Here is a 21499-nt window from a genome sequence, read left to right on the forward strand (position 1 = left end):
ACGTCCCCCATCAGTGGTCGCCCCCGTCCAGCTGGTCGAGGATGTGGCCGAGGAGCGGGCCGACGACGGCGACCGTGTCGCTCACCCCGCCCGCGCTGCCCGGCGCGTTGACGACGACGGCGCTCCCCACGGTGCCGACGAGCCCGCGGCTGAGGACGGCGGCGGGCGCGGTCCCGTGACGGCGTACGGCCTCGGCGACCCCGGTGAGCTCGCGCTCGAGCAGCGGGCCGGTGGCCTCGGGGGTGCGGTCGGTGGGGCTCACGCCCGTGCCTCCGGTGGTGAGGACGACGCGGGCGCCGCCGGCGAGTGCGGTCCGCAGCGCGTCACGGACGGGCGCCTCGCCGTCCGGCACGACGCGCACCGGCCCGACGGCGCAGCCCAGGTCGGTGAGCAGCCGTACGGCGAGGGGGCCGGACTCGTCCGTCCGCTCCCCCTGGCTGCACCGGGTGGAGACGGTGAGGACCGTCGCGGGAACGTTGTCCAGCATTCCGCCAGGCTACGTGATCCCCACCGGTCGGCACACGTACCGAGGTCCCGGCTGACGCGCCGTGCGGACGGGTCTACGATGACCAGTCGATGAGGGGAGGGCCGGGTGAGCCTCGCCGACGCGCCACAGTGGCTCGTCTCCGCGTTCGTGCGCAGTGCTGTCGCCGTCGGTGCGACCGCTTCGCGCGAGCAGATCCAGCGCACCGCGCGTGAGCTCGTGGAGCGCTGGCAGGAGCCGGAGCGCCGCTTCCACAACCTGCGTCACCTCATCGACGTCCTCGCCCGGGTCGACGAGCTCGCCGAGGAGACGCACGTCCCCGACGTCGTCCGGCTGGCGGCCTGGTACCACGGCGCCGTCTTCAACAGCTCGGCCCAGGTGGCCTACGCGCGCCGCGGCGGGGAGGACGAGGTGGCGAGCGCCGCGCTGGCCGGTGAGCAGCTGGCCGCGCTCGGCATCCCGTACGCGGTGACCGAGCGCGTCCAGGAGCTGGTCCGGGCCCTCGCCCGGCACGACGCCGACGAGCACGACGTCGACGCGCTCGCCCTGTGCGACGCCGACCTCGGCACGATCGCCGTCGAGCCGCAGCGCTACGCCGCCTACCGCCGGGCGATCCGTGAGGAGTACGCCCACATCCCCGAGCCTGACTACGTCGCCTCGCGGCTGGCGATCCTCACCCGGCTGCTGCAGCGGCGACGGCTCTTCGTCAGCCCCTTCAGCCTGTCGTGGGAGGAGCCGGCCCGGGAGAACCTCACGGCCGAGCTCAGCCACCTGCGTGCCCGGCTCGCGGAGCTCGGCGGCTCGGAGCAGCCGGCCGAGGAGTGCTCTCCCCGGCACGGCTCCGCGACCAGCTGGCCGAGCCGCGGCACGGCCACGTCCGCCCAGAGGGCCGCCGGGGCCGGCCCGGGCGACGCGGCGACGGACCGGCGCGACGCGCCGGCGCCTGCCGCACCTCCCGCCCCGCCGGCCGGGGTGCCGGTCGCCGCGCCGGCCCCGGAGGACGCGCCCGCGGCTGCCGTGACGCCGGACGAGCCCGACCTGCCCGAGGACGGCGAGCAGGTGCTGTCGGGCATCGAGCGGGACCCGGAGTTCGAGCTGCGGCGCCGCATCCGCCGCAAGCGGCGCGAGCGCGCTGCCGCACAGCTTCCGGACGAGGCGGCGCCGTCCCCAAGTGCGCTCTTCCGGCCCCCACCCAAGCTGCCGCGCTCCTAACGTCGACCTCAGCGCCGCGCCACGAGGGTGCGGCCGACGGAGGGAGACGACCATGACCCGCTTCGAGGTCGACAGTGTCGAGGTGGAGGCGGCCGCCGCGCGCGCTCGGGCCAGTGCCGGCACCATCCACGCGGAGGTCGCGGGGATGATGACGCAGCTGCTGGACCTGCAGAGCACGTGGAGCGGTGCGGCCGCGGAAAGCTTCGCGGGCGTGGCCCAGGACTGGCGGGCCACCCAGCAGGTGGTCGAGCAGTCGCTCGACCAGATCACCGAGGCCCTGGACCTGGCGGCCCGCACCTACGTGGACGCCGAGATCAGCGCGCACGGGCTCTTCGCCCGCTGACTCAGCCCGCGCGCAGGAGGGCGAGCTCGGCGCCGACGTTCCGGCGGGCGGCGGCCTCCCACAGCAGGGTCCCCGTGGGCGTCGCATAGAGGCGGGGGCGGTCGAGCAGGCGCGCGAGCACGGCCGCGCGCCCGCACCGGAAGGCCGGCTCGGCCACGTGGCGGTACTCCGCGCGCACCCGCGCCGTGTAGCGCAGGTACGCCTCGGGCGTGCCCCCGAGCACCCCGAGGTCGGCGTCGCACAGCACCTGCCCCTGCGCGTCGTCCGGGCCGGGGGCGTGGTCGGCGGTGACGCGGACGAGGCGGGCGACCTCGGCCGCCTCGGCGTCGCCGACGGTCGGGCCGAGGAGCGTGGAGGCCAGCGCGGCGGAGGCCTCCTCGTCGGCGGGGGTGGCGCCGTCGTGGACGGCGTCGTGGCACCACGCCGCCAGGTCGACGGCACGGCTCACCGGCTCCCCGCCGTCGGCGAGGAGCCGGAGCCGGTCGAGGACCTCGAGCAGGTGGTCCACGCCGTGGTAGACGCGGTGCGGCTCGCTCCAGCGGACGGCGAGCTCCTCCCCCACCTCGGGGCGCTCGGGCAGCAGCTCGGCCCAGCGCCGGGTGAGCTCGCTGCGCGCTGGGCGCTCGGTGGCGCGCACGCGCAACCCACTGGCACGCAGGCGACGGACGAGCTCGCGGCCCTCGACGTGCTGGGCACCGGCCGCGACGAGCTCGGCGTGCCGGGCGGCGGGCACGTCGTAGTGGTCGAGATCGAAGGAGCGGCGGGGGACGCCGCACCGGACGGCGAAGGCGTGCAGCTCGGCGAGGCTGGTGTCGGAGACGAGGTGCGCCCACAGCGTGCCGTGCGCGGGCCAGCGTGGGGTATCGAGCAGGACCGCCACGCTCCGCCTCCGTCCTCGCGGTGCCGGCGCACCGTCATCCCTCATTGTCCATGCCGCTCGCGTCGGGCCGCCCCCTCGCCACAGACGCCGACAGCCGGACTCCTCCGAGGAGGAGTCCGGCTGTCGGCGCTGTCCGGGGGGTGGGGGTGGCCGGCGTGGCCGGTCAGTCCCCGGGTGGGATCAGAACCCGCCCATGCCGCCCATGTCGTCGCCACCGGCCGGGGCCGAGGAGGCCTTCTCCGGCTTGTCGGCCACGATGGCCTCGGTGGTGAGGAACAGGCCCGCGATCGAGGCGGCGTTCTCCAGCGCGGAGCGCGTCACCTTGACCGGGTCGGCGATGCCGGCGGCCAGCAGGTCCTCGTAGTCGCCGGTAGCGGCGTTGAGGCCCTGGCCCGCGGGGAGGTGGCGGACCTTCTCCGCCACGACGCCGCCCTCGAGGCCGGCGTTGACGGCGATCTGCTTGAGCGGGGCGTCCACGGCCACCCTGACGATGTTCGCGCCGGTCGCCTCGTCGCCCGTGAGGCCGAGGTCGCCCTCGAAGGCGTCCTTGGCGGCCTGGATGAGGGCGACGCCACCACCGGCGACGATGCCCTCCTCCTGGGCGGCCTTGGCGTTGCGGACCGCGTCCTCGATGCGGTGCTTGCGCTCCTTGAGCTCCACCTCGGTGGCCGCGCCCGCCTTGAGGACGGCGACGCCGCCGGCGAGCTTGGCGAGGCGCTCCTGGAGCTTCTCGCGGTCGTAGTCCGAGTCGGAGTTCTCGATCTCGGCGCGGATCTGCGCGACCCGGCCCTCGATCTGCTCGGGGTTGCCGGCGCCCTCGACGATGGTCGTCTCGTCCTTGGTGACGACGACCTTGCGGGCCTGGCCCAGGAGGTCGAGCTCGGCGGTCTCGAGCTTGAGGCCGACGGTCTCGGAGATGACCTGACCACCGGTGAGGATGGCCATGTCCTGCAGCATCGCCTTGCGGCGGTCGCCGAAGCCCGGGGCCTTGACGGCGACGGACTTGAAGGTGCCGCGGATCTTGTTGACGACGAGCGTGGCCAGGGCCTCGCCCTCGACGTCCTCGGAGATGATCGCGAGCGGCTTGCCGGACTGGATGACCTTCTCCAGGAGCGGCAGCAGGTCCTTGACGTTGGAGATCTTGGACTCCACGAGCAGGACGTAGGCGTCCTCGAGGACGGCCTCCTGGCGCTCGGCGTCGGTGACGAAGTAGGGGGAGATGTAGCCCTTGTCGAAACGCATGCCCTCGGTGAGCTCGAGCTCCAGGCCGAAGGTCTGGGACTCCTCGACGGTGATGACGCCCTCGGCGCCCACCTTGTCGATGGCCTCGGCGATGAGCTCGCCGATGGCCGGGTCGCCGGCCGAGATCGCGGCGGTGGCGGCGATCTGAGCCTTGGAGTCGACCGGCTTCGCCTGGGCGAAGAGCTGCTCGATGACAGCCTGGACGGCCTTGTCGATGCCGCGGCGCAGCGCGATGGGGTTCGCACCGGCGGCCACGTTGCGCAGGCCCTCGCGGACGAGCGCCTGGGCGAGGACGGTGGCCGTCGTCGTGCCGTCACCGGCGACGTCGTCGGTCTTCTTCGCGACCTCCTTGACCAGCTCGGCGCCGATCTTCTCGAAGGGCTCCTCGAGCTCGATCTCCTTGGCGATGGACACGCCGTCGTTGGTGATCGTGGGGGCGCCCCACTTCTTCTCGAGCACGACGTTGCGGCCCTTGGGGCCGAGCGTGACCTTCACGGTGTCGGCGAGCTGGTTCAGCCCGCGCTCCATACCGCGACGGGCCTCCTCGTCAAAGGCAATGATCTTTGCCATGGGGATAGATCCTCCGCTTGTAGCGTGGCTGGGACGGCCAGTGCCCGCGACGGACGGCCCGCACGCCGGGCGGTCACGTCCCGCCGGCCCGCGGACCTCACTGATCGGCCCGAGTCTGTTGTCACTCTCAGCACGAGAGTGCTAACTCGATCTTGGCACTCTCCACCCGAGAGTGCAAGCACGAGGACGGCCGGACGAGGTGGGCCGGGCCGGCGGTCACGGGGACTGCCGGCCCGGCGATCCCCACGACGCTGTGGAGGGACGGCCCCACCTTAGATGTGAGTCTCCTCACGGTCAATGTCCGGTGAGACGGAGGTCAACGTCCGGCGAAGTCCGAGCGCAGCACGAGGGCGATCTCGACGTTCTGCGTGGCTGAGGGCGCCTCGACGAGGTTGCCGACGCCGAGGAGCTCGCCGATGGCCTCCGCCGTCGCGGCGAGGTCGGCGTTCCGGTAGTAGAGCGTGGTGACCTCCGGGGAGCCGGCGCCGTAGTCGGCCGCGCCCACCGTGGTGAAGCCGGCCTCGCCCAGCTGGGCGGCGACGTCGCCGGCGAGCCCGTTGATTCCGGCGCCGTTGAGCACGGAGATCGACGCCGTGAAGACGGCCTCGTCGACGGGCTCGGTCGTCTCGCCCTCCGGCGTCGGCTCCTCCTCCGTCTCCTCCGCCGTGGGCTCCTCGGGCGAGGTCTCCTCCTCGGAGGTGGCCTCGTCGGAGGGCTCGGCGGTGGTCTCGACGGGCGTGGGGTCGGCTGCGGGCTCGCCGTCGTTGCCGGCGAGCAGACTCACCGCGCCCCACGCGAGGAGCGGGACGATGACGATGACGGCGAGGAAGGGCGCAAGGGCACGCAGGAGGGACCGCGGCTCGCGGTGCACGCCCTGGGGGCCACGGTCGCGGCCGGCGGCGTCGAACTCGTCCTCGGGATACTGACTCACGCGAGCAGGCTAACCGTTCGCGGACGCGACCCGGGGCGGGACGCTCAGCTCGAGGGGGTCAGGCGGCGCCCGGAGCGCTCACGCTGGCGGGCGTCGCGCATGCGCCGCAGCCGCTTGACGAGCATGGGATCGGTGGCCAGGGCGGCCTCGGTGTCGATGAGGGAGTTGAGCACCTGGTAGTACCGGGTGGCGCTCATGCCGAAGAGGTCGCGGATCGCCGTCTCCTTGGCGCCTCCGTACTTCCACCACTGACGCTCGAAGGCGAGGATCTCGCGCTCGGTGTCCCCGATCGCGGCCTGCGGACCCAGCGCGTAAGCGGTGTCCATGTCTCCTCCTCCTGCCCGGCGCGTCGAGTTCGGCGCCGCGACCACCCCATGCTAGAGGGGAATGACAGCGATGTCATTACTCCCCGCGGGTGGGTGACCGTCCCGGTTAGGCTGCCCGCGTGACTGCGCTCGCCGACATCCTCGACCCCGGCTGGGCCCGGGCGCTGGCGCCCGTGGAGGACCGGGTCCACGCCATGGGCGACTTCCTCCGCGCCGAGGTCGCCGCCGGCCGAGGCTACCTCCCGGCCGGCGCTGACGTGCTCCGCGCTTTCAACCGACCCTTCGAGGACGTCCGCGTCATCGTCGTCGGCCAGGACCCCTACCCCACCCCCGGCCACCCGATGGGCCTGTCCTTCTCGGTCCAGCCCGACGTCCGTCCCATCCCGCGCAGCCTCGTCAACGTCTTCCGCGAGCTCGTCGACGACGTCGGCACCCACCCGCCGACCACCGGTGACCTCTCCCCGTGGGCGGCCGACGGCGTGCTCCTCCTCAACCGGGTGCTCACCGTGCAGCCGGGCCAGCCCGCCTCCCACCGGGGCAAGGGCTGGGAGGAGGTGACCGAGCACGCGATCGGCGCACTCGTGGGGCGCGGGACGCCGCTCGTGGCGATCCTGTGGGGCAACCAGGCCCAGACGCTGCGCCCGCTGCTCGGCGAGGTGCCCGTCGTGGCCTCGGCGCACCCCAGTCCCCTCTCGGCGTCGCGCGGCTTCTTCGGCTCGCGCCCCTTCTCCCGCGCCAACGCGCTGCTCGAGGAGCAGAACGGTCGCCCGGTCCGCTGGACGTTGCCCTGAGTGCGCGCCCGACCCGGGACCGCCCCCCGGGCGCCCCACCCGCCGGTGGTGGCAGGATTGTGACGTGAGCGCCTCCACCGTCCCTCCGTGGGCCCGCTACGTCGCCGTCGGGGACTCCCTCACCGAGGGCATGGTCGATCCCGACCCGGCCGACCCCACCCGCCACCGCGGCTGGGCCGACCTGCTCGCGGGGGCGCTCTCGCGGCGCCGGGTCGCGGCCGGTCAGGCGCCGCTGGAGTACGCCAACCTCGCCGTCCGGGGTCGGTTGCTCGTGCAAATCCTCAGCGAGCAGCTGCCCACCGCGCGCGACCTGCGGCCGGACCTCGTGTCCGTGACCGGGGGCGGCAACGACATCCTGCGCCCGGGCGCGGACGTCGACGCCCTCCTGCAGTCGCTCGAGGACGCCGTCGCCGGGCTGCGGGCGGCGGGCAGCGACGTCCTCCTCGTCACCGGCTCCGACCCTGCCGGGGCGCCTGTCATCCGGCGCACCCGGTCCAAGGTGGCCGTCTACAACACCGGCCTGTGGTCGATCGCCCACCGGCACGGTGCGCACGTCCTCGACCTGTGGGGGATGCGCGCGGTCCAGGACTGGCGGATGTGGGCGGAGGACCGCATCCACCTGTCCACGGCGGGCCACGAGCGGGTGGCGCAGGCTGCTCTCGTGGGGCTGGGTCTCGTCCCGGACCTCGAGGCATGGGACGACCCGCTCGCTCCCCTGCCGCCGGAGGCGCGAGCCGAGCGTTGGCGGGGGAACGCCCGCTGGGCACGGGCCTACGCCCTGCCCTGGGTGCAGCGCCGCCTGCGCCGGCAGTCCTCCGGTGACCTGCGCCGGGCGAAGTACCCGGAGCCGGTCACCGTCGAGACTCCCTAGCGCAGGCGCAACTACCGCAGCACCACCGACAGCAGGCCGCTGCCGTAGCCCTGCACGTCGACGGTCGTGTCGAGGCGGGGGCCGTAGCTGCGCAGCCAGGTGGCGACGTCGGCGGGGAGCGGCCCGGTGCCGGAGTCGTGGACCGACTCCAGGCGCAGGTGCGGGGCGTTGCCGACGTTGAAGAGCGCCGAGGTGACGTTGAGGACCTCGGTGACGTTCTCCAGGAGAGTCTCCGGCAGCGGGCCGAGGGACGCCTGCGCGGCGCGCGGCGGGATGAGCGCGATCGCTCCACCGAGGGCCGCCGCGAGGTGGGTGTCGACGGCCACGAGCGCCTCGCCGCGGAGGAACTCGGTCACGTACACGCCGACGACGACGCCCGGCTCGGTGGCCGGGGTGACCGACTCCTCGGCGACGGCGATCTCGCAGTCGCGCCCCACGAGCATGGTGAACAGGTCGCGCAGCTCCTTGAGCGGCGGGAGCGGGGTCGTGGCGCTCATGCGAGGAGGGGGTCGATGGTCGAGCGGAACGCGTCCGGCGTGAAGGGCTTGGCGATGAGGAACAGCGCCCCCTCGCTCTCCGCGAGCTCGCGCATCTGCGGGGACCCCTCGGAGGTGACGAAGCCGAGTGGGACCTCGCTGCCGGAGGCGTTCAGCCCGCGGAGCAGCTCGATGCCCGTCATCTCGGGCATGTTCCAGTCCGAGAGCACGAGGTCGGGCTGCTGGGCGAGCGCGAGCTCGAGCGCCTCGGCGCCGTTGGTCGCCTCGGTCACCTCCCAGTCCCCGTACCCGGCCTGGCGGAGAGTGCGGATGACGATCTGCCGCATGACCTTGCTGTCGTCGGCGACGATGACTCGCAGGCTCACTGCGTGTCCTCCTTGGCGTCGGTGGTGGTGTCGGGTTCCCAGACGGAGATGACGAGGGGCGCCTCGTGCCAGTGGAGTGCGCGCTCCCACACGAGGTCCCCGTCCGGCTGGGTGTCGTCGAGGGTGACCACGGGCAGGCTCAGCGCGTTGCTTCCCGTCATGAGGCCCTTGAGGTTGCCGCCGATGACGTTGGCGATCTCCCCGAGGGCGTCGCGCACGTCCTCGACGGCGACGGGCTCGGCGGGGCCCATGGCGAGCAGGGCGCGGGCGATCCGGTCCGCGGTGGCGCGGTCGGTGGCCACGACCGTCCGCACGGAGGGCTCGCCCTGGATCTCCACCCAGGCGCGGACGGGATTGGCGAGGACGACGACGTCGCTCGCCCGGTCGGTGAGCAGTCCCGGCTCCCCGTCGATCATCGCGGTGAACATGTCCTGCGCGATCGTGACGACGTGCTCGGCCATCGTGGCGGTCATGCGATCTCCTTGACGGGCAGCAGTCCGAGCATCTCGAGCTTGCCCTTGAGGGCGTCCGGCGTGAACGGCTTGATGAGGTACTCGTGGGCGCCGGCCGCGAGGGCCCGCACGATCTGGCCGTGCTCCGACTCGGTCGTCACCATCATGAGCGTGATCCCGCGCCACTCCCGGCGCTGACGGACGGCGTAGACAAAGGCCAGGCCGTCCATGACGGGCATGTTCCAGTCCACGCAGGCGAGGTCGTAGCCGCTGTCGGCCTCGAGCAGCGCCAGCGCCTGCGAGCCGTCGGCCGCCTCGTCGGTGGTGTACCCGAGGTCCTGCAGCAGGCGGGAGACGATCCGGCGCATCGCGCGCGAGTCGTCGATGACGAGAGCTCTCATGAGATGCCTCCTGGCACTCGGTAGACGGAACCTTGGGCGGTCGGGACGCGCTCCCACGCGTCGTCGATGCCCACCATGGACTCGGCGGCACCGAGCACGAGGTGTGCGCCGGGCCGCATGGCACGGCGGGTGCGGGAGAGGATGTCCCGCTTGGTCGCGGCGTCGAAGTAGATGAGGACGTTGCGGAGGAAGACGACGTCGAAGGGTCCACCGGCCGGCGGCGGCTGGAGGAGGTTGTGCTGCGCGAAGGTGATGGTGCGGCGCAGCTCGTCCTTGACGCCCCAGCCGGCGCCGGCCCGCTCGAAGTAGCGCACGAGCATCGCGGCGGGCAGGCCGCGGTTCATCTCGAGCTGGCTGTACTGCCCGGCCCGCGCCTGGGCGAGGACGGCGGTCGACAGGTCGGTCGCGAGCACCGAGAAGCGCCGCTCGCCGTTCTCGAGGAGCGTCATCGCGATGCTGTAGGGCTCCTGGCCGGTGGAGCAGGCCGCCGACCAGATCCGCAGCGTGCCCGGGTTCTGTGCGCGAGCCGCCGGAGCGACGTGCTGGCGCAAGGCCGTGAACGGCGAGGTGTCCCTGAACCACGAGGTCTCGTTCGTGGTGAGCGCCTCGACGACGCGCGTGAGCTCGCCGCGGTCGGGGCTGCGGCGCACGTCGCGCACGTAGCTGTCCACCGCCGCGGGCCCGGTGAGGCCCTTCTCGCGCGCGAGCGGCAGCAGCCGACTCTCGACGAGGTACTCCTTGCCGGGCACGAGCTGGATCGCACTGTGGGTGCGCACGAGGTCCGCGACGTACCCGAAAGTTTCTGCTGACACGCTCATCGTCGTGCCTCCCCCATGGCTTTTCTCATTGCGCTGGCGATCTCCTTGAGTGGAAGGACGGCGTGGGCGTGCCCGGCGGCGGCTGTCGCCCCGGGCATCCCCCACACCACGGACGTCGCCTCGTCCTGCACGAGGACGGTGCCGCCGGCGTCGGCGACCTGGCCGGACCCTGCCGCGCCGTCGGCGCCCATCCCGGTGAGGACGACGGCGAGCAGCTCACCGCCCAGCGCGGCGACGGCGGAGCGGAACAGCACGTCCACGGAGGGGCGGCTGTAGTTGACAGGCGGGGTGTCGGTGAGCCGCGCCCGCAGGCCGCCCCGCTCGGCGGCGACGAGGAGGTGGCGCCCGCCGGGGGCGACGTAGACGTGCCCGGGCAGCAGCGTCTCGCCGTCGCTGGCCTCGACGACCGTCGCCGGCCCGATCCGGTCGAGCCGGTCGGCGAGCTGGCGGGTGAAGACGGCGGGCATGTGCTGGACGATGGCGACCGGCACCGGAGGTGCCTCGGTGAGACCCGCGACGAGCTCGGCGAGCGCGGCCGGGCCGCCCGTGGAGGAGCCGAGGACGACGGCGCGCACCGGCGTGGTCCGGGGCGTGGCCGGGCGCAGGCGGACGGGTCCGCGAGTGGTGGCGGCCGGTGGCGTGGCCACCGCCGTCGCCGTCGTCGGGACCGAGGCGAGGCGCTCGGTGCGGCGCCGGCCCGGGACGAGGGCGTGGACCTTGGGGACGAGCTCCTCGGCCACCCGCCGCAGCCCTTCCTGGAGGCCGCCCACGCCGGACGGCTTGGCGACGTAGTCCGTCGCGCCGGCCGCGAGCGCCTCCAGGGTGGCGGCGGCCCCGCGCTCGGTGAGCGTGGAGAACATGATGATCGGCATCCGGTGCCCGGCGGCCCGCAGCGCCCGGACGGTGGAGATGCCGTCGAGCTCGGGCATCTCGATGTCCATGGTGACGAGGTCGGGAGCGAGCTGCTCGACCTTGCCGAGGGCGAGGCGCCCGTTGGCGGCGACGCCCACGACCTCGATCGTGGGGTCGGCGCCCAGCGCCTGGGTGACGAGGCGGCGGATGACGACGGAGTCGTCGACGACGAGGACTCGCACGCTCACGCGGGGTTCCTCCTCTCTCGGGTCATCGGTGCGTCGCCGGAGCGGCGCGGGTGGGTGGTGGTGGGCAGGCTCAGGCCTGCCCGTGCTCAGTAGGCGAACTGGGTGACGCGGTCGCGCAGCTCGGTGGACAGCCCCGCGAGGTCGCCGACCTCGGTGCTCATCCCGCTGAGGACGGCGTCGAGGGTCTCGGCGGCCGAGGCGAGGACCGTGACGTTCTGGGCGATCTCGCCCGAGCCGGCCGCCGCCTCGGACAGTCCGCGGCTCATCTCGTTCGTCGTCGCCGTCTGTTCCTCCACCGCCGAGGCGATGGTGAGCTGGAGGTCGTTGATGGCCCCGACGATGCGGGCGATCTCGTCGATCTCGCCGACGGCGGCGCCCGCGTCGGCCTGGATCGTCTCGATGCGGCGGGCGATGTCGTCGGTGGCGCGCGCGGTCTCCTGCGCGAGCTCCTTGACCTCTCCGGCGACGACGGCGAAGCCCTTGCCCGCCTCACCGGCCCGCGCGGCCTCGATGGTCGCGTTGAGCGCGAGGAGGTTGGTCTGCTCGGCGATCGAGGTGATGACCTTGATGACGTCACCGATCTCCTGGGAGGAGGTGCCGAGCTTCGCCACGGTGTGGTTCGTCGACTGGGCGACGGTGCTGGCGCGGGAGGCGACGGAGGCCGCCTCCCCGGCGGTGCGGGCGATCTCACGGATGGAGGCGCCCATCTGCTCGGCGCCGGCCGCGACGGTCTGCACGCTCGCCGAGACCTGCTCGGCGGCGGCCGCGGCGGCAGTGCTCTGGGCGGAGGACTGGGCGACCTCGCCGGCCACGCGCTGGGTGCGCGCCTCCAGCTCCCCGGTGGACCCTGAGACTCGGTGCGCGGAGTCACCGACCGCGCTGACGAGGTCCCGGACTGCCGCCACCCCCTCGTCGAGGGCATGGCCGACGTCACCGAGCTCGTCGGTGCGGGCGAGCTCGGTCCGAGCGGTGAGGTCCCCCGCGCTCAGCCGCTCGGCGACGTGCCGCAGCCGGGTGATCCGACGCAGCAGGAGCCGGGTGGTGCGCGCGGCGAAGAGCGCCGCGAGGAGGATGCCGATGACGCCGGTAGCCACCAGCCGCTTGGTCGCGGTCGCCTGGCCCTCCGCCTGCGCGGCCTGAGCCGCGGCCACCTCCTCGTCAGCGAGCGACTGCGCCTCGTCCGCGATGGCGAGCACGGTGGAGTACGCCTCCCCCGCCTCTCCGCCGTTGATCGACTCGAGGGCGGTCTCCTGGCCCTCCTGCGTGTCGAGAGCGAGCCACTCGACCACCTGCGCGTCCCAGGTGAAGAAGTCCTCCCAGGCCGGGCGCAGCCCGCCGAAGGCCTGCTCCTCCTCGGGACGCAGGTCCACGGCGTCGAGCTCGTCGAGCCAGGCCTCCACGGCCTGCCGCGACTCCGCCATGCCGGCCATGTTGTACGAGTCGGCCGCGAGGCCCACCTCGGCGCCGAGCACGGCCACGTCACCGAGGTAGAGGCCCTGCCAGCCGGTCACGTCGGCGATCTGGAAGCGCGCCTCCTCGGCCAGCTGGGCGATCGACTCGGCGCGCGCGAGCTCCGCGGACTGCTCCCGCTGCTGAGCGATGGCGGTGAGGCCGATGCCGGCGGCGGTGAGGACGAACAGGGCGACGACGCCGAAGGTGACGTAGAGCCGGGTCGCGACGCCGGTCCGGCGCAGGCGCGTGGGGGACTGGGACATGGGCGTGGAGGAGGACATGGGAGCTCCGATCAGAAGCGGAACTGCGCGAGGCGGTTCTGGAGGCTGGCGGACATGCCCGCGAGCTCCTGCGCCGCGGCGGTCAGCTGGAGGAGGGTGTCGTTCGCGGCGGCGCTGGAGGTGGCGACGGCGGTGATGTTCCCGGCGATCTCCCCGGACCCGGTGGCGGCCTCGGTGATGCTGCGCGTCATCTCATCGGTCGTCGCGTGCTGCTCCTCGACGGCGGAGGCGATCGTCAGCTGGTAGTCGTTGATGGCGCCGATGATCCGGGAGATCTCGGCGATGGCGTCGACCGCCCCGGCCGTGTCGACCTGGATCGTGTCCACCCGGCGGGCGATGTCCTCGGTGGCCCGCGCGGTCTCCTGCGCGAGCTCCTTGACCTCTCCGGCGACGACGGCGAAACCCTTGCCCGCCTCCCCGGCCCGCGCGGCCTCGATGGTCGCGTTGAGCGCGAGGAGGTTCGTCTGCTCGGCGATCGAGGTGATGACCTTGACCACCTCACCGATCTCGCGGGAGGACGTCCCCAGCTTGGCGACCGTCTCGTTCGTCGTCTCGGCCACGCCGGTGGCCTGGGCAGCGACCTGGGCGGCCTCGGCGGCGTTCTGTGCGATCTCCCGGATGGAGGCGCCCATCTCGTCCGCGCCGGCGGCCACCGTGCGGACGTTGCCGGAGACCTGCTCGGCCGCGGCGGCGACGACACCGGCCTGCGAGGAGGTGCCCTCGGTCGTGGCCCGCAGCGAGCCGCCGCTGGCGGAGAGCTGCTCCGCGGCCGCGGCGACCGCCTGCGCGGTGCCGGAGGCCTCGGCGATGAGATCGCGGAGGTTGTGCTGCGCCGCGTCGAGCGCCTGGCCGACCTGGCCGAGCTCGTCCCGGTCGGTGACGTCGGTCGTGGTCGTGAGGTCGCCGGACGCCATCGCCGTCGTCGTCCGGACGAGGCGCAGGGCGTTGCGGGAGACGCGGCGGCCGATGAGCACACCACCGGTCACCATGACGACAGCGCCGACGACTGACCACAGGACAGCGGAGATGATCGCCGTCCTCGCTGTGGCCTCCATCTCCTCCAGGCCCTTCGTGGCCTCGGTCTCGTGGATCTCCGCGACGGCGGCGAGGTCCTCGGAGATGGAGGCAGCCTGTGCCTCCATCTCGCCGACCAGCTCCTCGACCTCGGGGCCGGCGGCTCCACCGCCGCGGACGAGGTCACCCGTGGCTGCCGCCGCCGCGAGGTAGCCCTCGACCGCGGTCTCGACGTCGACCACGAGGGCCGCGGCCTCGGCGTCCGGAGCGAGCTCGGCCCGGTACTCCCCGGCGAGCGCGCTCAGCTCGGTGAGCCTCGCGCTGCGCTCCTCCAGGACCTGCTCGGCGAGCTGTGGGGTGGGCGCGACGAGGCTCGCCGCCCCGAGGTACTGCGCCTGGGAGAAAGCCACGCGCATCTGTCCGATGACCTGCTCGGAGCGCACGTCGTGCTCCAGGGTCTCGGCCGCGAAGTCCGCGGCACTGAGCGTGCCCCAGACAGCGACGCCGGACATGCTGAGGACGAGCGCGGCCGCCCCGAGGGAGCTGCCGATGATCTTGGTGCGCAGCGAGACGTCGCTGATCCGCAGCCTGCGGGCAGGGGCGGGCGCGGTGGGCGCGACGATCGGCGAGGGCGCCGGTGCGGTGCGCGTCCGCTCGGGGGCGAGGACGGCCATGGGGTTCTCCGGGGGTGAGAGTCGGTGTCAGGCCGCGGTGACGGCGTCGACGTCGAGGGCGAGCAGGAGGCGGCCGTCGAGCTTGTAGGCGCCGCGGATGACCTCGCGGAGCTCGGGCGTGAGGGTCTGGGGCGGGGCCTCGAACTGCGCGTCGTCCACCTCGGCAACGTCGCCGATCGCGTCGACGAGGAGCGAGACGGGCTCCCCGCCGAGCTTGACGACGACCATCATCGGCTCGCTCGTCCCACCGGACGCGAGGCCCAGGCGGGTGCGCAGGTCGAGGGCGAGGACCACCTGGCCGCGGAGGTTGACGAGGCCGGCGACCTCCGCGGGCGCGAGCGGCACGCTGGCCGTGGCGCGGTAGGGCAGGACCTCCTGCACCTGCCCGACGCCGATGCCGTAGAGGTTGTCCCCGAGGGCGAAGGTCACGTACTGGGTGCTCATCAGATCCTCACCAGGTCCTCGTCGAGAGCGGAGGCGTCGAAGGGGGCGATTCCCACCGCGTGCAGCAGGTCGCTGACGTCGAGGAGCTCGGTCACGCGGTCCTTGATGACGGTCGAGCCGGTGAGCCCGGTGTCCTCGAGCCCGCTGCGGCTGGCCGGGTCGTCGGTGACGATGTCGACGATCTCGCCGACGACGACGGCGACGGTCACGCCACCGGAGGTGAGCACGATGACGAGGAGCTCCTCGGGCTGCTCGTAGCTCATAGCGCCGAGCACCCGGTCCAGGCGGGCGACGGGCAGGAGGTCGCCGCGGTACTGGACGACCTCGCGGCTCCCGACGCGCTCGAGGCGGTCGGCGGGCATCCGCTCGAGGCGGGTGACGTCGGCGAGCGGGATCGCCACGCGCCGGCCCTCACCGATGGCGACGACGAGCAGCTGCTGCTCGGTGCCGCTCACGCGGGCCTCGGGCGCACGGCTGGCGCGGACGAGCTGGCCGAGCTCCCCGATGAGGGCGCGGCGGGCAATGGCCTGGACGTCGAGGATGAGGGCGATGTCGCCGTCACCGAGCACCGTCGCGCCGGAGTAGAGGCCGATCTGCTTGATCCGCGAGGACAGCGCCTTGACGACGATCTCCTCGTTGTTGAGCACCCGGTCGACGAGGAGGCCGAAGCGCTGCTCGTCGGCCTGGAGGACGGCGATGGTGTGCGACGACTGCTCCTCCCGCTCCATGCCGAGGACCTCGGCGAGCGAGAGGAGGGGCAGGAGCGCGCCACGCAGCCGGTAGACCGGCGCGGTGCCGACGTACTCGAGCTGGCTCGAGTCGACGGCGACGAGCTCGAGGAGGTTCGTCTGGGCGATGGCGAAGGTGCGGGGTCCGCAGGTGACGGTGAGCGCCGGCATGATCGCCAGGGTGAGCGGGATGCGCAGGCGCCAGGTGGTGCCGGCTCCCGGCTGCGAGTCGACGTCGACGGAGCCGCCGATCGCCTCGATCTTGGTGCGCACGACGTCCATACCCACACCGCGGCCGGACACGTTCGTCACGGCCTTGGCGGTGGAGAAGCCGGGCAGGAAGAGCAGCTCGTAGATCTCCTGCGGGCTCATCGCCCGCACCTGCTCCTCGGTGCGCACCCCCTTCCGGACGGCGCTGGCTGCGACGGCGTCGGGGTCGATCCCGTGGCCGTCGTCGGCGATCTCGACGATGACCTGCCCACCCGCGTGGTAGGCGCGCAGCGTGACCTGGCCCTGCTCGGGCTTGCCGGCCGCCACACGGTCGGCGGGCGCCTCGATGCCGTGGTCGACGGCGTTGCGCACGAGGTGGGTGAGCGGGTCCTTGACGGCCTCGAGGAGTGAGCGGTCCAGCTCGGTCTCGCCCCCGAGCATGGACAGGGAGACCTTGCGGCCGAGCGTCGAGGCGAGGTCGCGCACGACGCGGGGCATCTTGTTCCACACGTGCTCGATGGGCTGCATGCGCGTCTTCATGACGCCCTCCTGCAGCTCGGTGGCGATGAGGCTCAGGCGCTGGGCGGAGCGGGCGAGCTCGGTGTCCTCCCCGCGGTCGGAGAGGCGGTCGAACTGGTTGCGGACGAGGACGAGCTCACCCACCTGGCGCATGAGACTGTCGAGCAGCTCGACGTCCACCCGGATGGAGCTTTCCGCCGCGTTGCGGTGGTGCTCGGGCTCGGGGTGGGGCTCCGCCTGCTCGGCGGCCGGCGCGGCGGGCGTGGGAGCCACGGCGGTGGGCACGGGTGCCTCGGCGGTGCGGCGCTTGCCGATGACCTTCCGGGCCGGCTCGGGAGCGGGTTCCGCCTCGCGGACGGGCTCGGGCTGCGGTGCGGCCGGCTCGGGCGCGACGACGGCGGTCTGCTCCGGCTGGGGCGGGCTCACGCCCTCCTGGACGGCGACGATCCGCGTGATCGTGGGCTCGACGTCGTGGTCGTCGCCGCGGCCGGCCTCGATGGACGCGAGGATCGCGCGCAGGGTGTCGACGAGGGCGAGAAGGACGTCGGTGGTCGCCTGGTCCATCCGGCGCGCGCCGTCGCGGAGCTCGGCAAGCAGGCTCTCACCCGTGTGGGAGACCCGCTCGAGGTTCGCGTAGCCCAGGAAGCCGCTCGTTCCCTTGATCGTGTGGACCGTGCGAAAGATGCTGCTCAGCAGCTCGCGCGAGGTCGGGGCGCCCTCGAGCGCGACGAGGTCCTGGTCGAGCTGGTCGAGGTTCTCGTAGCTCTCGACGAGAAACTCGTGGACGATCTCATCCATGCCATCCACCGGCGGACCTCCATGCATCCGTGTCGGTCTGTGCACTTCCTGTGCACTCCCTCCTCATCGGTGCCCGCGCACGGTTTGTGAGACGTCGGGGTGAACGCACCACGGGCGGGCCTGCCGGTGGCAGGCCCGCCCGTGGCGGAGGGTGGCTCAGACGTGGAACGCGGACACCTGGGCACGCAGGCCCTCGGAGATGCTCGCGAGCTCGGCGACGGCGCTGCTCATCTGCGTCATCGTCGCGCTGTTGTCCGCCGCGGCGGATGCGATGCCGGTGATGTTGCCGGCGATCTCGGTGGACCCGGTCGCCGCCTCGGTCACGCTGCGCGACATCTCGTTCGTCGTCGCGGTCTGCTCCTCGACGGCCGAGGCGATCGTCATCTGGTAGTCGTTAATCTGCCCGATGATCTCGGTGATCTCACCGATGGCGGTGACCGCGCCCTCGGTGTCGTGCTGGATCGCCTCGATCCGACGCGCGATGTCGTCGGTGGCCTTGGCGGTCTCCTGGGCGAGGTCCTTGACCTCGCTGGCGACGACGGCGAAGCCCTTGCCGGCCTCGCCGGCCCGAGCGGCCTCGATGGTCGCGTTGAGCGCGAGGAGGTTGGTCTGCTCGGCGATGGTCGTGATGACCTTGACGACGTTGCCGATCTCGACCGAGGAGGCCCCGAGCTTCTGCACGGTCTCGTTGGTGACCGCGGCCTGCGTCGTGGCGCGGGCTGCGACGGCGGCGGCCTCGCTGGAGCTCTGGGCGATCTCCCGGATCGAGGCGCCCATCTGCTCCGCGCCGGCGGCCACGGTGTGGACGTTCTGACTCACCTGCTCGGCAGCGGACGCGACCACGCCGGACTGGGCAGAGGTCTCCTCGGACGCAGCGACCACCTGCGTCGTCGAGGCAGCGAGCTCCTCGGCCCCGGACGCGATCGTCACGGCGGCCTCGTTGACCGCCCCGACGGTGCCGCGCAGCTGGCGCATCGAGCGGCCGAGGTGCTCGGCCATCTGGCCGAGCTCGTCCCTCGTGCTCACCTCGGGCTCGGCGGTGAGGTCGCCGTTGCCGAGCGCCTCCACGGCAACTCGGACAGTCTCGACCGTTCGCATGATCTGCCGGATCACGAACACCGCCACAGCTATCGCCACGCCGAGGCCGACGACGAGGACAATGATGAGGAGCGTCTGTGTGGTCGCCGCCTGTGCTGCCGCCGCCGCGTTGTCCGCATCAGCGCGATCCACCTGGGCGTCCAGACCAGCACCGACGGCTACAGCCAGCCCCTCACCTTGCACCGCGAGACTTTCGTTGTAGAACTCCTCCATTGCGTCCATGTCGCCAGTTCTGATGATCTCCACCCATCGCCCAGCGACATCGTCCTGATAGACGTCGACGGCCGCGATGAGCTCGTCGATGTCTGAATCGTCCTCCGCGTACTGGCGGTAGTTGTCCAAGATGTCGAACACCTGCGCTTCAAGCTCTCCAATACGCGTCAGGTAGGTGTCGCTGTCCGCGGCTTGACGCAACGGGAGGGCGTTCGCCTGCACGCGCATCTCCTGGATCAGCGCGCGGACGTTGGCGAGCTGCACCAGGGGCTGGACCCGCTCCTCGTACATCTCGTCCTGCCCGGCCGCCAGGTCGCGCACCTGGACGATTCCGAGCACCCCGATGACGAGCGCGACGAGTGCCGCCACCCCGACTGCGGCGGCGATCTTCACGCGGACGGACGCGTCCCGGAGGGAACGGCGGCTCTTGGCGGGTGCGAGGGATTCTGTGGACATCGGTCTTCCTTGTGGGTCCGTGGCCGTCCTGCAGCGGGCACCGGCGCTTTTGTAGGCTCGTCCCACAGCGCCGGCAGTCCTCGGGGACGAGGGCCGGCCGTGCGCATCCTGCGCACACCCCACCCGTCGGCAGCGACGCCGCCGTTGTGAGACGTCGGTCCGGGGGACGTCTCCTCCTCAGTGGGTGAACTGCGCGACCCTGGCCTGCAGATCGGCGGACATCCGGGCCATCTCGTCGGCCGCTCCGTTGAGCTGGCCGAGGACCTCGGTGGTCGAGGCCGCGGCGGCGGCCACCCCCGTGATGTTCGACGCGATCTCCCCCGAGCCGGTCGCGGCCTCTGTCACGCTGCGCGCCATCTCGTTGGTCGTCGCCGTCTGCTCCTCCACCGCCGAGGCGATGGTCAGCTGGTAGCCGTTGATCTGTCCCACGATGCGTGAGATGTCCCCGATTGCGTCCACCGCGCCGGCTGTGTCGACCTGGATCGCCGCCACCCGACGGGCGATGTCCTCGGTGGCCTTGGCCGTCTCCTGGGCGAGGTCCTTGACCTCCCCCGCCACCACCGCAAAGCCCTTGCCGGCCTCGCCGGCGCGCGCGGCCTCGATCGTGGCATTGAGAGCCAACAGGTTGGTCTGCTCGGCGATCGAGGTGATGACCTTGACGACGTCCCCGATCTCCTGGGAGCTCGCTCCCAGCTTGGCCACCGTCTCGTTCGTGGCCGCGGCCACCGCGGTCGCCTGGTGAGCGACCCGGGCCGCGTCGTTCGAGCTCTGGGCGATCTCCCGGATGGAGGCTCCCATCTGCTCGGCCCCCGCCGCGACCGTCTGCACGTTGCTCGACACCTGCTCGGCGGCGGCAGCCACCACACTCGCCTGCGTCGAGGTCTCTGCCGACGTCGAGCCGAGCTGGCTCCCGCCGGCCGACAGCTCCTCCGCGGCCGCGGCCACCGCCTGCGCCGTCCCGGAGACCTCACCGACGAGTGCCCGGAGGTTCGTCTGCGCCGTGTCCAGCGCCTGCGCCATCTGACCGACCTCGTCGGCGCTGTCGACGTGCGCGCGCACGGTCAGGTCCCCGGCGGCCATCGCCTGGAGCGCCGTGCTCATCCGGCTCACGGGGCGGGTCACCGAGCGCTCGGTGAGCCGGCTGATACCGAGGACGAGGGCCAGGCCGACGATGGCGACGACGAGGCTGACGCGCTGTGACGTCGCCATCGCGTCGGAGAGGTCGTCCCCAGCGGCGGCGGTGGCAGCCGCGGACCCGTCAGCCACGGCCGCGACGGCGTCGTCGGTCAGGGCGTTGGCCTCCTGGATCTCCTCCCAGCGCGATGCCGTGCCCTCCGAGTCGGTGATGGCGTCGTCGATGAACGCCGCCGTCGTCGCGAGGTACTCGCGGAAGGTGCTCTCCAGGTTCGCCACGCCCGCCGCTCGATCTCCCTCCAGCGGCAGCGCTGTCAGCTGGCCGAGGAGGTGCTCGACCGTGGCGGTGTCCTCCTCGAGGGCGACGACCTGCTCCTCGGGGTCGTCGCGGACCAGCACCATGTAGGCACTGACCTTGAGCTCGCTGGCGCGGGTGTCGAGCAGCAGCACGCTCTCCTGGATACGTTCCTCGAGGGCCACCCGGGCGCTGGCGCGCTCGACGCTGCCGTTGCCGACGACCGTCGCGGTGAGGAGCCCGCCGAGGGAGAGCAGGACAACCCCGACGAGCAGGACGAACTTGGTGCCGATTTGCGTGTCGGCAAAGCGGCGACGCCGGCGTGGCATCGGTGCCGCGGCCACCGGGAGCTTTCGAGGGGCGTGCCCGTGAGAGGTGTTTGAGCGTTCTGGAGCCAGCGCGACCATGCGGGTGTCCTTTGCGTCCGGGCCGCCTGGCATCATCGAGGACCTGTCGGGACGACATCGGCGACCTCGCCGACCTGGTGTGGGACGCACGTGTCCGACCAGGGAACGTCTTGACGATCTCGCCGGTGCCACACAGCGCTTCGTACGCTTCATGCGCACGCCCGGAACCTTCGGCAGGACACGCCCGGTGTTGAGTGGATACCGGTGTCCTCTCTCGGCTCGGCGGCCGGGGGTCCGCCGGCGCTCAGTCCTCGGGCGTGGGCGGGCGCAGGGTACGGAGCGCCTCGAGGTCCTCGTCGTCGGCGCGAGCCGCTTCGCGGTTGGCCTCCTCGACGGCGCGGAGCACCTCGGCACGGTTGACCGTCACGTGCCGGGGAGCGGCGATACCCAGTCGGACGGTGTCGCCGCGCACATCGACGACGGTGAGGACGATGTCCACACCGATGACGATCTGCTCCCCGACCTTGCGGCTCAGTACCAGCACGGGTCCGAC

Annotated in this window: 22 protein-coding genes; 4 read left to right on the forward strand and 18 right to left on the reverse strand. The window is 72.7% G+C overall.

Features of this window, described 5'->3' with window-relative positions:
• Positions 1-10: 10 nt before the first annotated feature.
• Positions 11-487, reverse strand: a complete 477-nt coding sequence (locus M3148_RS13120) for a MogA/MoaB family molybdenum cofactor biosynthesis protein (protein WP_251305153.1) — start codon at positions 485-487, stop codon at positions 11-13.
• Between the two features lie 105 nt (positions 488-592).
• Between M3148_RS13120 and M3148_RS13125 the strand changes: the two genes are divergently transcribed.
• Both M3148_RS13125 and M3148_RS13130 read left to right on the forward strand, forming a co-directional pair.
• The gene (locus tag M3148_RS13125; RefSeq protein WP_251305154.1) at positions 593-1696 is read left to right on the forward strand and encodes an HD domain-containing protein; all 1104 of its coding nucleotides are present in this window, start codon (positions 593-595) and stop codon (positions 1694-1696) included.
• A gap of 52 nt (positions 1697-1748) precedes the next feature.
• On the forward strand, positions 1749-2039 hold the full coding sequence (locus tag M3148_RS13130; protein WP_251305155.1) for a WXG100 family type VII secretion target: 291 nt from the start codon (positions 1749-1751) through the stop codon (positions 2037-2039).
• 1 nt (position 2040) lies between these two features.
• Here the strand turns inward: M3148_RS13130 and M3148_RS13135 are convergent, their stop codons facing one another.
• The 4 genes from M3148_RS13135 to M3148_RS13150 all read right to left on the reverse strand — a co-directional run bounded on the left by M3148_RS13135 (position 2041) and on the right by M3148_RS13150 (position 5988).
• The gene (locus M3148_RS13135; RefSeq protein ID WP_251305156.1) at positions 2041-2919 is read right to left on the reverse strand and encodes a DUF4031 domain-containing protein; all 879 of its coding nucleotides are present in this window, start codon (positions 2917-2919) and stop codon (positions 2041-2043) included.
• Positions 2920-3099: 180 nt separating this feature from the next.
• On the reverse strand, positions 3100-4731 hold the full coding sequence (groL, locus tag M3148_RS13140) for a chaperonin GroEL (RefSeq protein ID WP_251305157.1): 1632 nt from the start codon (positions 4729-4731) through the stop codon (positions 3100-3102).
• Positions 4732-5047: 316 nt separating this feature from the next.
• Positions 5048-5662 (reverse strand): LytR C-terminal domain-containing protein, encoded by a 615-nt coding sequence (locus M3148_RS13145; RefSeq protein WP_251305158.1) that lies wholly within the window; start codon positions 5660-5662, stop codon positions 5048-5050.
• Between the two features lie 44 nt (positions 5663-5706).
• The gene (locus M3148_RS13150; RefSeq protein ID WP_251305159.1) at positions 5707-5988 is read right to left on the reverse strand and encodes a DUF3263 domain-containing protein; all 282 of its coding nucleotides are present in this window, start codon (positions 5986-5988) and stop codon (positions 5707-5709) included.
• A gap of 119 nt (positions 5989-6107) precedes the next feature.
• Between M3148_RS13150 and M3148_RS13155 the strand changes: the two genes are divergently transcribed.
• Both M3148_RS13155 and M3148_RS13160 read left to right on the forward strand, forming a co-directional pair.
• Positions 6108-6779, forward strand: coding sequence for a uracil-DNA glycosylase (locus tag M3148_RS13155; RefSeq protein ID WP_251305160.1), 672 nt, complete (start codon positions 6108-6110; stop codon positions 6777-6779).
• Between the two features lie 64 nt (positions 6780-6843).
• Entirely contained in the window at positions 6844-7650 is an 807-nt protein-coding gene (locus M3148_RS13160) for an SGNH/GDSL hydrolase family protein (RefSeq protein ID WP_251305161.1), read from the forward strand.
• Positions 7651-7661: 11 nt separating this feature from the next.
• Here M3148_RS13160 and M3148_RS13165 read toward each other — a convergent pair whose 3' ends face one another.
• The 13 genes from M3148_RS13165 to csrA form a co-directional block, all read right to left on the reverse strand.
• On the reverse strand, positions 7662-8147 hold the full coding sequence (locus M3148_RS13165) for a hypothetical protein (RefSeq protein WP_251305162.1): 486 nt from the start codon (positions 8145-8147) through the stop codon (positions 7662-7664).
• A complete protein-coding gene (locus M3148_RS13170) occupies positions 8144-8506 on the reverse strand; it encodes a response regulator (protein ID WP_110851675.1) in 363 nt (120 codons plus the stop codon). The genes M3148_RS13165 and M3148_RS13170 overlap by 4 nt, the downstream gene beginning before the upstream one ends.
• Before the next feature lie 2 nt (positions 8507-8508).
• Positions 8509-8985 (reverse strand): chemotaxis protein CheX, encoded by a 477-nt coding sequence (locus M3148_RS13175; protein WP_251305163.1) that lies wholly within the window; start codon positions 8983-8985, stop codon positions 8509-8511.
• Entirely contained in the window at positions 8982-9365 is a 384-nt protein-coding gene (locus M3148_RS13180) for a response regulator (protein ID WP_251305164.1), read from the reverse strand. Before M3148_RS13180 ends, M3148_RS13175 begins: the two co-directional genes overlap by 4 nt.
• A complete protein-coding gene (locus M3148_RS13185; RefSeq protein WP_251305165.1) occupies positions 9362-10183 on the reverse strand; it encodes a CheR family methyltransferase in 822 nt (273 codons plus the stop codon). The genes M3148_RS13180 and M3148_RS13185 overlap by 4 nt, the downstream gene beginning before the upstream one ends.
• Positions 10180-11283, reverse strand: a complete 1104-nt coding sequence (gene cheB / locus M3148_RS13190) for a chemotaxis-specific protein-glutamate methyltransferase CheB (protein WP_251305166.1) — start codon at positions 11281-11283, stop codon at positions 10180-10182. The genes M3148_RS13185 and cheB overlap by 4 nt, the downstream gene beginning before the upstream one ends.
• A gap of 86 nt (positions 11284-11369) precedes the next feature.
• Positions 11370-13016: a methyl-accepting chemotaxis protein gene (locus M3148_RS13195; RefSeq protein WP_251305167.1), complete on the reverse strand. Its 1647-nt coding sequence runs from the start codon at positions 13014-13016 to the stop codon at positions 11370-11372.
• Between the two features lie 11 nt (positions 13017-13027).
• A complete protein-coding gene (locus tag M3148_RS13200; protein WP_251305168.1) occupies positions 13028-14704 on the reverse strand; it encodes a methyl-accepting chemotaxis protein in 1677 nt (558 codons plus the stop codon).
• A 27-nt stretch (positions 14705-14731) separates the two neighbouring features.
• Positions 14732-15148: a chemotaxis protein CheW gene (locus M3148_RS13205; protein ID WP_251305169.1), complete on the reverse strand. Its 417-nt coding sequence runs from the start codon at positions 15146-15148 to the stop codon at positions 14732-14734.
• Positions 15148-17403, reverse strand: coding sequence for a chemotaxis protein CheA (locus M3148_RS13210; RefSeq protein ID WP_251305170.1), 2256 nt, complete (start codon positions 17401-17403; stop codon positions 15148-15150). Before M3148_RS13210 ends, M3148_RS13205 begins: the two co-directional genes overlap by 1 nt.
• A gap of 156 nt (positions 17404-17559) precedes the next feature.
• A complete protein-coding gene (locus M3148_RS13215) occupies positions 17560-19170 on the reverse strand; it encodes a methyl-accepting chemotaxis protein (RefSeq protein ID WP_251305171.1) in 1611 nt (536 codons plus the stop codon).
• Positions 19171-19347: 177 nt separating this feature from the next.
• Positions 19348-20928 carry a methyl-accepting chemotaxis protein gene (locus tag M3148_RS13220; protein ID WP_251305172.1) on the reverse strand — a complete coding sequence of 527 codons (1581 nt, stop codon included), beginning with the start codon at positions 20926-20928 and terminating at the stop codon, positions 19348-19350.
• A 322-nt stretch (positions 20929-21250) separates the two neighbouring features.
• Positions 21251-21490, reverse strand: coding sequence for a carbon storage regulator CsrA (gene csrA, locus M3148_RS13225; protein ID WP_251305173.1), 240 nt, complete (start codon positions 21488-21490; stop codon positions 21251-21253).
• Positions 21491-21499 lie beyond the last annotated feature (9 nt).

It is taken from the genome of Georgenia satyanarayanai, assembly GCF_023715365.1.
In the GTDB taxonomy this organism is placed as follows: Bacteria; Actinomycetota; Actinomycetes; order Actinomycetales; family Actinomycetaceae; genus Oceanitalea; species Oceanitalea satyanarayanai_B.